This is a genomic window from Granulicella rosea (assembly GCF_900188085.1).
Taxonomy (GTDB): domain Bacteria; phylum Acidobacteriota; class Terriglobia; order Terriglobales; family Acidobacteriaceae; genus Edaphobacter; species Edaphobacter rosea.
On record NZ_FZOU01000013.1, the window covers coordinates 1 to 14,247 of the forward strand.

The following is a 14,247-nucleotide window of genomic DNA, read 5'->3' on the forward strand; positions in this document are numbered from 1 at the left end:
AGATAGGTCCGGGCTTTAGCCCGGACAATAAGCCCCGCAGAGTCAGTGGGGCTTTAGCCCCTGGGATATGGGTTGCGGACTTAATCAGAGCACCCTTAGAGCTGTATCGCCACCAACCTAAGCCATCTCCCCCAGGAACTCCCGCATCAACGCCGCATCGCGAAACGCCTCTGTGCCACCCTGTCGCAAGACCGAGAGCGCAGCCGTTGCATTGCCCATCTCCGCGCAACGTTGTAGCGGCAATCCTGCGAGATAGCCCTTCAAAAAGCCTGCGTTATAGCTGTCGCCCGCGCCAATCGTATCCATCGGGGTTACAATTCGCGGATCGGCCTTCCAGCGGTGGCCGCCCGCCTGCACCAGCGATCCGCGCGCGCCGCACTTCACCGCCACCACCGGCACGCGCAGCGCCAGCAGCGAGATCGCAGCCTCCGCATCGATAGCCCCGGTGATCCGCTTCGCCTCGTCCTCATTGGGCAAAAACACATCGACGATACCCAGCAGCTCCTCCAGCGGCTCTCCCCACAGATCGTCCGGATCGTCGTTCGTATCGAGCGAGATCGTCAAGCCCCTGCCCTTCAACGTGCGGCAAAGCGCCGGAAGCTCCGCCCGCAGACCGGTCTGCAGAAAGATCGAAGACACATGAAAGTGCCGGCTCGAAGCCAGGTAATCGACATCGAGCTCCGCCGCCGTCATCTCCGCCATCAGCCCCGGGTAGGTGAGAATATGCCGCGTCGAGCCATGCGGCAGCAGCAGTGTCACGCCGGTCTGCGCCTCGCCTCCCGCGATCATCACGCGCGAGAGGTCCACCTGAGCATCGCGCAGCCACTCCATCGCGGTGGCGCCCAGTGGATCCTTCCCCACCTTGGTGATGAAGCCCACCTTCAACCCCAGCGCCGCAAGGTTATGCGCCAGGATGGCGGAGGAGCTGCCCAGCGTCATGGCAAACCGCTGCGCCAGCAACTCCCGCTCCACCGCCATCTCCTGCGGCAGCCCGTACAGGATGAGATCCATGTTGATCTCGCCCGCGATCGTCACATCGAAACGGCTCATCGGCATCCGTCCTAGATCGTCACCACACGGCTGAGGTTGCGTGGATTGTCCGGGTCCAGACCCTTCTCCAGCCCGCGATAGCTGCCAAGCAACTGACCCCACACCACATACGCGGCCAGCCGAGCCAGCTCCGGCCCCGGAATCTCCAGCTCGATCAGCAGATCCGCAGCCACACGCAGCACATCGGGCGCTTCGTTCACCACGGCGTAGATCTTCGCGCCGAGCTGCTTCATCTCCAGCAGCACCTGCAGCTCGCTCTTGAGGTTCGACTCCGACAGCAACCCGCCGACCAGCGTCGCCGGACCCACCACCGACTTCGGCCCATGGCGGAACTCCAGCGTATGGAAGAACTGCGCATAGGTCGACGAAGACTCCATCACCTTCAGCGCCGTCTCCTCGGCGATCGGATACAGCGCGCCCTGACCGAGGATCGCAATGTCCTCGAAGTCATTCTTCGCGAAGGCCTCGACATCGTCGGCATAGATCTTCAGCAGGCGGCGCAGGTGCCGCGGCAGCTCGGTCAGCGCCGCCAAAAAGCTCTCGTTTCCCGCGACGCTCGCCGCGATGTACTGCAGCGACAGCAGCATCGTGGTGAACGAAGAGGTCATCACCGTGCTCTCTTCCACGACATTCAGCTTCAGCAGATATTCGGTCGCCTCTGCCAGCTCGCGGCCATCGCACGTGACGGCCAGAAACTCGACGCCCTGCGCGGTCAGATAGTCCGCGACCTGCAGCACCTCGGAGGTGTGTCCCGAGCGCGAGATCAACACCGGGAAGAACGCCTGCGCGCCGCGCGGAAACACGAGCTTCGGGTTCAGCAGAATCTCCGACGCAGGCACAGCGCCAGCCGGCGACGCCAGCAGCTCCGTAAAGCTGGCAGCCGCGCCCTGGGCCAGATAGAAGCTCGTGCCGCAGCCCACAAACAGCCACGGAATGCTGCGCGGATCGTACTTCGCCAGCATGGCGCTGAAGTCCATGCCCTTGACGTCCTTCAGGCACTGCTGCCATACCTCGGGCTGATTCAAAATCTCGACGACTGTCTTCACTTCGGCTGTCATGTGTTCCCCTCTTCGCTCGTCTGCCGGTTCAGGATAGGTGCGAACGGCGTCTGAAAAGATAGCCGCGCGGATTCGCCTGTTTCGATACAACGTAATATAACATAACAAAACGAAACATACGACATCGGAAAACACTCCAAGATCGGAACCCGACTCCATGCCTCTCGTTCCCGCCCCCTTACGCGTCGGCCATGCCACAAGACAGCATTCCGCACCGGCCCTCTTCCATCGCCGCTTCCTGCTCGTCATTGCTGGGCTGGGCGGCCTGCTTTACGGCATCGACATCGGCATCATCTCCGCGGCTCTGCTCTATCTCGGCAAGACCGTCGATCTGACGGTCGCGCAAACCTCCGCCATCGTGGCGGCCGTGCTGGGCGGCTCGATGGTCTCGTCGCTCATCGCGGGCTTCCTGGCCGATCTCGCCGGGCGCAGGAAGATGATGATCGCCAGCGGCCTGCTCTTCGTCTGCAGTGTACTGCTGATCGTGCTTTCGCACGGTTTTCTTTCTCTCTTCCTCGGCCGCCTGATGCAGGGCATCAGCGGAGGCGTGATCGCCGTCGTCGTGCCGCTCTATCTCGCCGAGACGCTGCCCGCGCACTCCCGCGGACAAGGCTCGGCGACGTTCCAGTTCATGCTGACCTTCGGCATCGTCATGGCGGCCGTCATCGGCTGGTATTTCATCCGCGACGCGGAGCTCGCCATCGCCGCCGCGCACGGTAACGCCATGCTCATCGAGTGCGCGCAGAACCACGCCTGGCGCGGCATGTTCCTCTCCGTCATCTATCCCGGCCTGCTCTTCTCCGCCGGAACCTTCGCCCTCAGCGAGACCCCTCGCTGGCTCTTCCGCAAGGGCCGCTCCGCGGAAGCGCTCGCATCTCTCCTCCGCACCTCCACGGCCGACGAGGCCCATCGCGAGTTCGCCAACATGCAGCGCTTCGCCGCCGAAGGCCCCGAGGACACAGCCGCAGCCGGCCCGCTGCTCCAGCGCAAGTACATCCTGCCCTTCGTGCTCGCCTGCGTCGTCCTCGCCTGCAACCAGGCCACGGGCATCAACTCCATCCTCGGTTACCTATCGCTGATCCTCAAGCAGGCAGGCATGACCGCGACCCGCGCGGCCCAGGGCGACCTCGCCGTCAAGCTGCTCAACTGCATCGTCAGCCTCGTCGCCGTCAGCCTCATCGACCGCAAGGGGCGCAAGTTCCTCCTCACACTCGGCTCCGCCGGCGTCTTCCTCGCGCTCTCGCTCACGGCCTTCTTCTTCCATCGCGAAGAGGTCCGGCGCCACGACATCCCCGCAGAGTTGCAGGCCCGCGTGTCGGACGACCGGCTCTCGCTGAACGCAGGCGCACTGCGCGCCCTGAACCCCGGCGAGACCGCGCCCCTCAGCCTCACCGTCGTCTACAGCTTCGGCGACGGCGAGAAGATCGCAACCCTCGCAACCAGCGACGCCGAGACCTTGAACCTCGCGCCCGAGACCGCTGGCCAGCGCCTGCTCATCCGCCACGCCTATCTCGCTCCGCAGCCCACGCAGCGCGAAGGCTGGGCCATCACCCTCTGCCTTGCACTCTTCATCGCCAGCTTCTCCATCGGCCCCGGCGTCGTCGTCTGGCTCATCCTGTCGGAGCTGATGCCGACACGCATTCGCTCCAACGGCATGGGCATTGCGCTGCTCATCAACCAGGGCGTCTCCACTCTCATCGCCGGCGCATTCTTGCCCACGGTCACCGACCACGGCTACGCGACCATGTTCGCCATCTGGGCCACTTGCACCGTCGTCTACTTCATCACCGCAGCCTTCTTCCTGCCCGAGACCAAAGGCAAGACCCTCGAAGAGATCGAGCAGGCTTTCTAACTCGCGAAGGTGGAGGCTATTTTGTTGCTCATGTTGCAGGGTGAGCGCCACGTACCGGCGCTCACCCCACCACTTACGGATTCATGTAGTGCGTCAGCGTCTCCCAGTTCATAAAGTAGTTCGCCCCGGTAGGCCGCACGCTCGTTAGATAGGCGCTCATCTCCGGCAGACTCATGCTTCTGCGATTCACCAGCGCGTTGTAAGCGATCTCGCCTGTACCCACCGAGCTGCCCATCGTCAGCGTCCCGCCGCACAACGTGCTCGGCGGCGTAGCGCCGTTCAGGTAGTCGGCATTGAACTCGAGACCGTCCTGCATCCGCACTGCGTTGCTTGTGCCCAGCGAGCTCTCCCCATACAGGTCGACGCCCTGTAAATACGCGGTCTCCGCGCCATTGGCCAGCGCGCCGAAGCCCCAGCGCGTATGACCCAGGTCGCGGCACGTCTCCTCGCTCACGCCCTCCGGATACGTCGCCTGGTTATACCAGTACGTGACCATGTGGGCCGAGGTCGTATAGGACGCCGTCCAGTCGATCGGCGGCGCCGGATAGCTCCCGTCGCCCGGCTCATACACATACGCCGGCAACGCATAGCGCCACATCCAAAGCCCGCGGAAGAACGTTCCCGGATCGCCGATGAACACGCCGATATGGATCATCGCCGCAGCCGTCGCCGCGTGCAGATTGCCGCCATAGTTGCCCTGCCCGCGGTCGTTCGTCAGCATCGGCACAAACTGCCCGGTAAGAAAGGTCTGGAACTGTGTAATATCCGACGAGGCCCAGTAACTCACCCCGCTGCCGTTCACATAGGTGTAGCGAATGATCTCCGCCGCCTGTGCCCATACCCCCGCCGCCCAGGCCGGCGTGTTGTACTCGTTCGAGCCGTTGAAGCCGCCCGTCAACGTCGAAGACCATGCGTTCATGATCGCAATCGCGTTCGTCGCATAGGTCGTGTTCTTCGTGATGCACCAGAGCAGCGCCTGCGTATACGCGGCCTCCGCATCGTCCATCAGGTACGTTCCCTGCGACGTATCCGTATCGACCGAAGCCGATGGCGTAGCCGTATAGGTCAGCGATCCGAAGCTGCTTGCCTTCGCATTCGCCAGCGCCGTCTTCCACGGCGACGAGCCCACATTCGACGTCATGGTCGCCAGTTGCGCCGCATCGATCAGAATGCCCGGATGCGTAAACGTGAAGCTCGAGCCGACCGTCAGCGCGAACGCGCTTGTCTCGGTCAATCCGCCGCCCGTGCCAGTGACGGTGATCGTATACGTGCCCGCCGGCGTACTGCTTGCCGTCGCAATCGTCAGCACGCTGACCGCCCATGCGCCTGAGACCGACGCCGGCGCAAACGTCGCCGTCGCGCCGGTCGGCAGCCCACTCACCGTCAACGCCGTCGTGCCCGTATAACCGCCCGAGCCCTGCACGATCGGCGTAATCACCATACTTTGTCCCGGCGTCACCGATCCCTTCGATGGCCGGTTCTGCACCGTAAAGCTCTGTGCCTGCACTGTATTCGGTCCCCACTGCCCACCACAAAGGAGCAGCATACAGACGACGCTGAAAACCATTCTGCTGAAACGCATTGGTAGATCCTCCTGAAATTTTGTTCGGTATTGGGCGAAGCGGAATGAAAAACAACACAATGTTCATATTGTTTTATTATTCTTGTTGTGTTTTAGTATGGATTAGATCCAATAGCAATAGAAATGGGTGCGACATGTCAGAATTCCTCGAAACCATGGGAGCCGCCTATGCCGCCGGCGCGCCCTTCGGCCTCTACTCCGTCTGCTCCGCTCATCCGCTGGTCCTGCAGGCTGCCATTCTGCAGGCGCTTGACGACCACTCCCCCCTGCTCGTCGAAGCCACCAGCAACCAGGTGAATCAGTTCGGCGGATACACCGGCATGCGCCCCGCGGACTTCCGCAACTTCGTCGTCGAGCTGGCTGTCCGGCTCGGCTTCGCGCCCGACAACCTCATCCTCGGCGGCGACCACCTTGGCCCCAATCCGTGGCAGCATCTCCCCGAAGCCGAAGCCATGCAGCACGCCGAGATGATGGTCGCCGAGTACTCCCGCGCGGGCTTCGTCAAGATCCACCTCGACGCCTCCATGCCCTGTCTGGGCGACCCCGCGATCCTGCCCGACCGTACGATCGCCGAGCGCGCCGCGCGCCTCTGCCGCGCCGCCGAAGCAGCCGCGAACGGCGCCCCGCGCTTCTATGTCATCGGCACCGAAGTTCCCGTTCCCGGCGGCGCCACCGAGTCGCTCTCGGAGCTCGAAGTCACCCACACCTCCGCCGCGCGCCACACCCTCGGCATCCACCGCGAGGTCTTCGCCGCCGCGGGCCTCGAACGCGTCTGGCCTCGCGTGATCGCGCTTGTCGTGCAGCCCGGGGTCGAGTTCAACCACGACTCCGTCGTCGACTACACCCCGTCCAAGACCGAGTCGCTCCGCACCGTGCTCTCGGACGCGCCCGGCATGGTCTTCGAGGCGCACTCCACCGACTATCAACGTCCCGCCGCCTATCACCAGCTTGTGCAGGACGGCTTCACCATCCTCAAGGTCGGCCCGGCGCTCACCTTCGCCCTGCGCGAGGCGCTCTTCGCGCTTGAAAAGATCGAGCAGGAGCTGCTGCCCACACACCGCCTCTCGCACCTCTCGGCCACGCTCGAACACGAGATGCTGACCGCGCCCGGCAACTGGCGCAAGCACTATCACGGCACGCCGATCGAGCAGCGTATCCTGCGCCGCTACAGCTACTCCGACCGCATGCGCTACTACTGGAAGCAGCCCGCCGTCGAGCAGGCCGTCGAAAAGCTGATGCAGAACCTCGAACAGATCCACATTCCCGAGACGCTGCTCTCCGCCGCGCTGCCCGACCAGTACCGCGCCGTGCGCGCCGGCAAGCTGCGTCCCGCTCCCGAGGCGCTCATTCTGCACAAGATTCGCGAGGCGCTCGTCCCTTACGCCGAGGCCGGCATCTGCCGCCTCGAGCAGCTCGCCACCGCAAGCTACTAAAATAGAAGCAAACCGAAACAAAAGGCTCGCCTATGCCCCTGACCCGCCGGACGTTCCTCGAAAGCCTCTGCCTCGCCACCCTGGCGCCCTGCGCCGGCTTCGCCCAGCAGCAGAAGCCGGTCGACAAGGAGTTCCTGCCCGAAGCAGGCGATTCGCCGGACGACGCAGGCCCGCTCGCTGCCGATCTCTCCGCGCGGCTCGACCCCAGGGACATCCGCAAAGCCATGCTGCGCGTCGGCGATTGGCAGTTGAAGCGCGTAAGAGCCGCCTTTAATGACGATTGGACCTTCGCCGCGCTCTACACGGGCGTCATGGCCGCGGCGCGGACGCTGCCCAGCCCAGCCTTCGAGCAGGACATGCTCGCCATGGGCCGCCAGCTTCATTGGCAGCCCGGCCCCGACCCGCTCCACGCCGACCATCAGGCCGTCGGCCAGACCTACCTCGAACTCTACCTCCAGCATCGCGACCCCGCCATGCTCGCGCCCATTCAGCAACGTTTCGGCGCCATGATGCTGCATCCCGACGACCCGAAGAAGCCGCTCTGGTGGTGGTGCGACGCGCTCTTCATGGCCCCTCCCGTCTGCACGCGGCTCTACAAGGCCACGGGCAATACCGCCTACCTTAACTTCCTCGACCGCGAGTGGAACATTACCTCCACCGCGCTCTACGACACCGAAGAACACCTCTTCTATCGCGACCAGCGCTATCTTGCGCAGCGCGAGAAGAACGGTCGCAAGCTCTTCTGGTCGCGCGGCAACGGCTGGGTGCTCGCCGGCCTGGCGCGCGTGCTCGAATACCTGCCGCAGGACTGGCCCACGCGTCCGCGCTACGTCGCGCAGCTCCAGCAGATGTCCGCCGCGCTCGCGAAACTGCAGGGCCCGGACGGCCTCTGGCGCTCCGGCCTGCTCGATCCCTCGGCCTATGCGCTGCCCGAGGTCTCCGGTTCGGGATTCATCGCGTATGGCATCGCCTGGGGCATCCGCCACGGCCTGCTCGACGAAAAGACGTATCTGCCCGTCGTTCAGAAGGCCTGGCAAGGCATGATCGCGCACATCTACCGGGACGGCCGCCTCGGCTGCATCCAGCCCGTGGGCGCGGCGCCCGGCCAGTTCAAACCGACATCGAGCTACGTCTATGGCGTAGGCGCCTTCCTGCTCGCCGGCTCCGAACTCTTACAACGAACGAACACGCTGAAGGCCGAATAGCTGTCAGCTCCCGAACACATTCTCAAACCCTCCGAAGGAAGATCAGCATGAGCGCCGTAAACGCAACCGAAGACAAATTCGTCGCCCTCGTCAACGCCACGACCTCGGTCGACCTGCGCCTCAGCGACTTCCATCCCCGCTCGTGCCTGCGCACGCCGGTGCATCACATCGAGCGCGCCCGCTTCCCGGTCATCGATTACCACAATCACCTCGACTCGACCGACCCGTACGAGGTGCTCGCCATCATGGACCAGACCAACGTCGAGCACTGCGTCAACATCACCATGCAGACCGACCGGACCGCGCTCGAGATCATGGATCGCTTCCACAACGCCGCGCCGACGCGCTTCTCGTCGATCGGCTGGATGGACTGGAGCGGCATCGACCGCGCGGACTTCGTACAGCTCACCATCGACCGTCTCGAACGCATGGTCGAGCACGGCGCCGTCGGCATCAAGTTCTGGAAAGACCTTGGCCTCACCCATCGCGACGCCCAGGGCAACCTGCTGCGCATCGACGACGAGCGCTTCACGCCGATCTTCGAGGCCTGCGGCAAGCTCGGCCTGCCGGTGATGTTCCACACCGCGGACCCCAGCGCCTTCTTCGAGCCCATCGACCCGACCAACGAGCGCTTCGAAGAGCTGGCCGCGCATCCCGACTGGGGCTTTTCGACCGCCTCCGTCACCAAGCGCCAACTGCTCGATCAGCGCAACCGCGTCATCGCACGGCACCCGGAGATCACCTTCGTCGGCGCGCATTGCGCGGAGTCCGGCGAAGACCTCGCCTACCTCGCGGAGCAGCTCGACGCCCTGCCCAACCTCCTGATCGACATCAGCGCCCGTACGCCGGAGCTGGGCCGCCAACCCTACAGCGCGCGGCGCTTCTTCCTGAAGTATGCCGACCGAATCCTCTTCGGCACCGACCTGTTGCCCGAGCTCGACATGTACCGCCAGTACTTCCGCTTCCTCGAGACCGACGACGAGTACTTCGAGTACCCCTCGCACGCCTCGCGCCAGGGCCGCTGGAACATCTATGGCCTGTATCTGCCCGACGACGTGCTGCTGAAGGTTTATCGCGAAAACGCGCTCAAGCTGCTACCGAAGCTGCGCTAACCGACCAGCACAACCTCAATCCCCGCCGACCGGAGCGCCTCCACATGGGCTCCGGCGATGTTCTTGTCCGTAATCACCACCTGCACGGCGGACGGCGGAATAATCAGCGCCAGGCTCTGCCGGTCGAACTTCGTCGAATCGCACACCGCCACCACCTTGCGCGACGCGGCGGCCATGACGCGGTTCACGCGCGCCTCCAGCAGGCTTGGCGTCATGATGCCGGACTTCACATCGAAGCCATCCACGCCAAGAAACAGAATGTCCGCGTGAATCTGCCGCAGCGCATCCTCGGCCAGCGGGCCCACCAGCGAGAACGCATTCTTGCGCAGGTTGCCGCCGACGAGAATCACGTCGAAGTCCGTATCGATCAGCTCGGCCGCGATGTTCAGCGCGTTGGTCACGATGGTCAGCCGCTTGAAGCGGCGCAGCTCGCGGGCGATTGCCGTCGTCGTCGTGCCGGAGTCCAGCAGCACGCACTGACCCTCCTGCACCATCGCCGCCGCGGCCGCCGCGATCAACTGCTTCTCCCGCGTCTGATGCGCTTCCTTGTCCTTCAGCGACGGGTCCAGCATGGTTGTCTTATGCGGCGCCAGCGCGCCCCCATGCGTCCGCTGAACCTGTCCCTGCAGCTCCAGGTAGTCGAGATCCTTGCGGATCGTAATCGGCGAGATCCCGAGCGAGCTCGACAGCTCCGACACCAGCACGCGGCCGTTCTTCTCCACCAGCTTCAGCACATGCTGCCTGCGCTCGCCGATCAGCATTCCCTGGCCGCCGTCGGAACCGCTCACGGCAGACACCACGCGCGCGCCCTTGCGCTTCGCTCGCTTCGTTACCATCCGAAATCTCCCCGCACGCCGTCTATGTCTTCCGTTCGATAGTAGCGCAGAGGACACGGGTTTATCCGCGCAATCGAAACATCTCATCCGCTCCCAAAGATAAGCCGCTAAACCGCGTTCAAACCCTCCAGCCAGGACATAGCCGGAGACCCCACCTTGCGATTGTGTTCGAGCGTCCGCGCCGTCAGCCGCTTCACCACACCGGCATGCGCCGCATCGCCATACAGGTTCCGCACCTGCAGCGGGTCTTTGCGCCGATCGAACAGCACCGACCCGCCATCCTTCGCCAACCCCAGCTCCCACTCAGACGTAAAGACACCGCTCTGCGAGAAATTGTCCTTGTGGATGAACGCCACATCCTCCCAGCCGGCGGTCTCTCCGCGCAGCAGCGCCGAGCCATCGCGTCCCTGCTCCCTGCCCGCCGTCTTCAGACCCAGCAGGCCTGCCAGCGTGGGCAGCAGATCCACGTTCGCGATGCACGGTTCGACCATCATCCCCGCGCGGATGCGGCCCGGCCAGCACATCATCGTTCCCACATGGTGCGCCGTCTCGTACAGCGCATTCTTGAAGTACATGCCATGCTCGCCCATGTACTGACCATGGTCCGAGGTGAAGATCACCAGCGTATCGTCCTCCAGCCCGCGCTCCCGCAGCGTCCGCAGCACGCGGCCCACGTTGTCGTCGATGCACTTCACCATGCCCAGATACTCCGCCTTGCGGGCGTGAAAGATGGCCTCGCGCTTCGGGTCGTCCGCGTTCGCGACGCCCTCGCGCTTCAGGTCTTCCTGGCGCATCTTCTCCGCCCACTGCGGCAGGTTTTTTTCGTGAAATGTCTCCGGCAGCTTCAGCTCGCTCTTCGCGAACATCGACGCATAAGGCTCCTCCACCGAAAACGGAGAGTGCGGATCGGGATAGGAAAGCACATAAAAGAATGGGCTCGCGCGCGGACGCTCGACAAACTCGATCGCCTTATCCGTAAGCCACTCGGTGAAGTATTCGCCGGGGGCGGAGACGGCGTAGCTTTCATCCGGACGCCCATCCGTCTCGGTTGCGACGTACACACTGCCGCCCCTCTCCACCGCATCGCGGTCGAAGCTCGCCGAAGCCACCGCCCGGCCCTTGTTCTCCGGCCAGCCCGCGGGCCGCTCGACCACACGCTTCCAGTGCCCCTGGTTGAACATCCACCGATGATCGCGGAACCCGAACGACCGCTCCGCCGGAATCCAATCCGGCCAGTTCGGATCGTTCTTGCCGTCCAGGTGCCACTTGCCCGCATACCCCGTCTCGTAGCCCGCATTCTGGAACATGTGGCCCAGGGTAAACTCGTCCGCATGAAGTGGCAGATCGTTATGGACCGCGCCATGCGCATGCGGAAAACGCCCCGTCATCAGGCAGCCGCGCGAAGGCGTACACACCGCGCTGGTTACGAAGAAGTTGCGAAAGGTCGCGCCCCGCTCGCCGACCGAATCGATGTGCGGCGTACCCGGCAGCGCGCCGCCATACCGGCCCAGCGTCCACAGGCTTTGCTCGTCGGTAAGAATCAGAAGCACATTCGGCCGCGCGGGCTTTCCCATCCCCAGGGCCGCGCCCGCCAAGGTTACCGCCCCCGCACTCAGAAACTCACGCCGCGTCGTCTGCATATGGTTACGCTCCTCGATATTTCGCTGTGAAAGAATCGTAAAGCATAGTAAAAATAATGAAAAGATCGGCGATGCGGCGAGGCCGCCGATGCAGGCTCATGGATCGCTCAAGGAAAGAAGGCACGATGCACAAAATCACACGGGCATGCGCGTTCGCCGCCCTTTCACTCACTCTTCCAGCCGTTGGACAGGCCCCTGCAAGCATCTTCCCTGCTCCGGCGCGGATCGCCGCGGTCGCGGCCCAGCCCGGCTGGGGCGGCTTCGGCGCAGTATGCCAGCAGGACCTCAAGCTCCAGCCCGAGCCGCTGGGAGATGTCTCGCCCGCCGGGCACTACGAGAGCAAGGGCGCAAAGACAAACGTGGCCGAGGCGATCAAGCGCGAGGCCTATGCGGCGTATCATCTCAGCGTCTGCTACCAGATCGGCAAGGACCGCAGGTACGCCGTCAAGGCCGAGAACCTGCTCGATTCCTGGGCGTCGACCACGACCGGCATCGGCACGCTGCAGGGCGAGGACGAGTTCAACTTCAACGGGCCCTACGCGCTCATGGCGGCCTACAGCCTCAAACAGGATGCGGCTTGGAACTCCGCGCCCTTCGCGGACTTCGTCCGGGCGAAGCTCGTCCCGGTCATCCACGCGAAGCTCGAGAACAACCACGGTAACTGGGGCGTGCTGTTCGAAGCCTCGATCGGCGCCTTTCTCGACGATCGCGCGCTCATCGACGCCAGCCGCGACCGCTGGCTCGAACTGATGCACAAGCAGGTTGCCAGCGATGGCTCGTTTCCGCTCGAGATCTGCCGCAGCGACACGACGAACTGGTGCGGCGGCGCGACCAAGGGCATCAACGGCCTGAGCTACGAACACTGGACCTTGACGCCGATCGCGCTGGCCGCCGAGATCTTTCGCAGCCTGGGCCTCGACGTCTACCAGACGCCCGAGGGCCAGACGCTTCGCCTCGCCTATCACCGCGCCGCGACATGGACTGCCGCGCCCGAGACCTTCCCCTACTACGCCGCGAACCACGGACACCTGAACGGCGTGCGCAACGCCGCCTACTTCTACATCCTGCAGACCGTCTACCCGGAGCCAGCGGGCGCGGCGATCCTGAACTCTGCCGACGGCGTCAAGAACGACGAGCTGAAGCTGCGAGCGCTTTACGGCGGCCGCTAGTACGGATCGATTGCGACCGCTGTCGGCGTGTTGATGCCGCCCGCGCTGTAGGAGTTCGACGAGGTGACGCTCGTGCCGGAGGTCGCCACCGCGGTCACGGTGCTGTTGCCCGCGTTCGTGACCCAGACGATTCCCTGCGCGTCGATGGCGACGGCCGAAGGCGCCCCGAGGCCGCTGGCGGAGGTCTGCGTGCCTGAGCCCGCGGGCGTGAAGACGCTCAGCGTTGAGTTGCCGGAGCTGGCGATCCAGGCATTGCCGCCCGCGTCGACCGCGATGGCCGACGGCGCGCCGAGGCCGCCGCCGGTGAAGGGCGAACCCGCGGCGGGCGAGCCGGCCGGGTTGAGCACGGTGACGCTGTTGCCGCCCGCATTCGTGACCCAGAGATTGCCGCCCGCGTCGACCGCCGAGGCCGAAGGCGAGCTGAAGCCGCCGGTCTTGTACCTGATCGAGACGGTGAAGTCCGTCGCCGAAGCCAGCGTCGGCTGGTACGGCGCCGCGCTGGAGCTGAGCGCGAGGAGCGACGCGACATTGCTGCCAGGGTTGCGGGCGATGTTAAGCGCCGCGCCGATGGTGTCGGCCGGGATCGTCGAGGCGGTCGTGAACCGGAAGAGCGAGCCGCAGGTCGACCCGTCCCCGGCCGCTCCGCCGGCGGAGTTGATGCAGGCGGCGAGGATGTCGGCGAGCGTGTTGAGTTCGGCGCTGGGCAGCACGGCGTTCGCTGGAAGCGTCGGCCCGGAGAGCGTGCCCGTGCCGATGTTGACCAGGTTGTTGACCGTGGCGAAGGCGTTGGCAAGACCCTGCGGATTGCCCGCGCTCGTACCGACCGCCTTGTACGACTTCATGAACGGCGAGAGGGCGTAGACGCTCGCCACCGTCGTGAGTTCGTTGATGTTGATGAAGGTCGACGCGGTGAGATGACCGCACGGCCCGAGCGCCGACATCATGGCGAGGTTGGCGTTGGCGCCGCCGACTCCGGGATTGCCCCCGACGCTGACCAGGTAGACGAGCGAGCTCGCGCTGGGGCAGGTGTAGAGGCCCGTGATGGCGAAGCCGCCGGTCGCGTCCGTGGTGACGGGCGAGGTGAGGAGCGCGGTGGAGCTGCTGCCATAACCGCCGGCAGCGTTGGCGGCGTAGAGCAGGATGCTCGCCCCCACGACCGGCTGCTGCCCGCCGTGCACGGCGCCCTGCAGCGTAACGCCCTGGGCGACGACTGGAGCCTTGGAGTCGACGGTCGAACGGAGGCCGCAGCCCGCAAGCCCTGCCAGCATGAGCGAGGTAGCGGCGATCCGGATTGTAGGGTTCAACATGCG

11 protein-coding genes are annotated in these 14,247 nt (G+C 64.6%); 5 read left to right on the forward strand and 6 right to left on the reverse strand.

The genetic code is table 11. The features are described from left to right. Positions 1 to 117: 117 nt before the first annotated feature. Both CHB87_RS20550 and CHB87_RS22050 read right to left on the reverse strand, forming a co-directional pair. Positions 118 to 1,050: a carbohydrate kinase family protein gene (locus tag CHB87_RS20550; protein ID WP_089410377.1), complete on the reverse strand. Its 933-nt coding sequence runs from the start codon at positions 1,048 to 1,050 to the stop codon at positions 118 to 120. An 11-nt stretch (positions 1,051 to 1,061) separates the two neighbouring features. After that, the gene (locus CHB87_RS22050) at positions 1,062 to 2,108 is read right to left on the reverse strand and encodes an SIS domain-containing protein (protein WP_176441897.1); all 1,047 of its coding nucleotides are present in this window, start codon (positions 2,106 to 2,108) and stop codon (positions 1,062 to 1,064) included. A gap of 157 nt (positions 2,109 to 2,265) precedes the next feature. On the opposite strand from CHB87_RS22050, the gene CHB87_RS20560 reads away from it, so the two are divergent. After that, positions 2,266 to 3,960, forward strand: a complete 1,695-nt coding sequence (locus CHB87_RS20560) for an MFS transporter (RefSeq protein ID WP_089410334.1) — start codon at positions 2,266 to 2,268, stop codon at positions 3,958 to 3,960. A 73-nt stretch (positions 3,961 to 4,033) separates the two neighbouring features. On the opposite strand, the gene CHB87_RS20565 is transcribed toward CHB87_RS20560, so the two are convergent. Beyond that, positions 4,034 to 5,542, reverse strand: a complete 1,509-nt coding sequence (locus tag CHB87_RS20565) for an alginate lyase family protein (protein ID WP_089410335.1) — start codon at positions 5,540 to 5,542, stop codon at positions 4,034 to 4,036. Between the two features lie 134 nt (positions 5,543 to 5,676). On the opposite strand from CHB87_RS20565, the gene CHB87_RS20570 reads away from it, so the two are divergent. From CHB87_RS20570 to CHB87_RS20580, 3 genes are read left to right on the forward strand one after another with little or no spacing between them, the layout of a single operon-like run. Next, positions 5,677 to 6,975, forward strand: a complete 1,299-nt coding sequence (locus tag CHB87_RS20570) for a D-tagatose-bisphosphate aldolase, class II, non-catalytic subunit (protein WP_089410336.1) — start codon at positions 5,677 to 5,679, stop codon at positions 6,973 to 6,975. Positions 6,976 to 7,007: 32 nt separating this feature from the next. Beyond that, positions 7,008 to 8,180 carry a glycoside hydrolase family 88/105 protein gene (locus CHB87_RS20575; protein WP_089410337.1) on the forward strand — a complete coding sequence of 391 codons (1,173 nt, stop codon included), beginning with the start codon at positions 7,008 to 7,010 and terminating at the stop codon, positions 8,178 to 8,180. Positions 8,181 to 8,227: 47 nt separating this feature from the next. Next, positions 8,228 to 9,292, forward strand: a complete 1,065-nt coding sequence (locus CHB87_RS20580) for an amidohydrolase family protein (RefSeq protein WP_089410338.1) — start codon at positions 8,228 to 8,230, stop codon at positions 9,290 to 9,292. Here the strand turns inward: CHB87_RS20580 and agaR are convergent. Together agaR and CHB87_RS20590 are read right to left on the reverse strand one after the other, a co-directional pair. Further along, on the reverse strand, positions 9,289 to 10,128 hold the full coding sequence (gene agaR / locus CHB87_RS20585; RefSeq protein WP_245818145.1) for a transcriptional repressor AgaR: 840 nt from the start codon (positions 10,126 to 10,128) through the stop codon (positions 9,289 to 9,291). The genes CHB87_RS20580 and agaR overlap by 4 nt on opposite strands. Positions 10,129 to 10,235: 107 nt before the next feature. Then, positions 10,236 to 11,768, reverse strand: coding sequence for a sulfatase-like hydrolase/transferase (locus CHB87_RS20590; protein ID WP_089410339.1), 1,533 nt, complete (start codon positions 11,766 to 11,768; stop codon positions 10,236 to 10,238). A gap of 125 nt (positions 11,769 to 11,893) precedes the next feature. Between CHB87_RS20590 and CHB87_RS20595 the strand changes: the two genes are divergently transcribed. Next, entirely contained in the window at positions 11,894 to 12,937 is a 1,044-nt protein-coding gene (locus CHB87_RS20595) for an alginate lyase family protein (RefSeq protein ID WP_176441898.1), read from the forward strand. Here CHB87_RS20595 and CHB87_RS20600 read toward each other — a convergent pair. Then, positions 12,934 to 14,244, reverse strand: a complete 1,311-nt coding sequence (locus CHB87_RS20600; protein WP_142988461.1) for an NHL repeat-containing protein — start codon at positions 14,242 to 14,244, stop codon at positions 12,934 to 12,936. The genes CHB87_RS20595 and CHB87_RS20600 overlap by 4 nt on opposite strands. Positions 14,245 to 14,247: the final 3 nt, after the last annotated feature.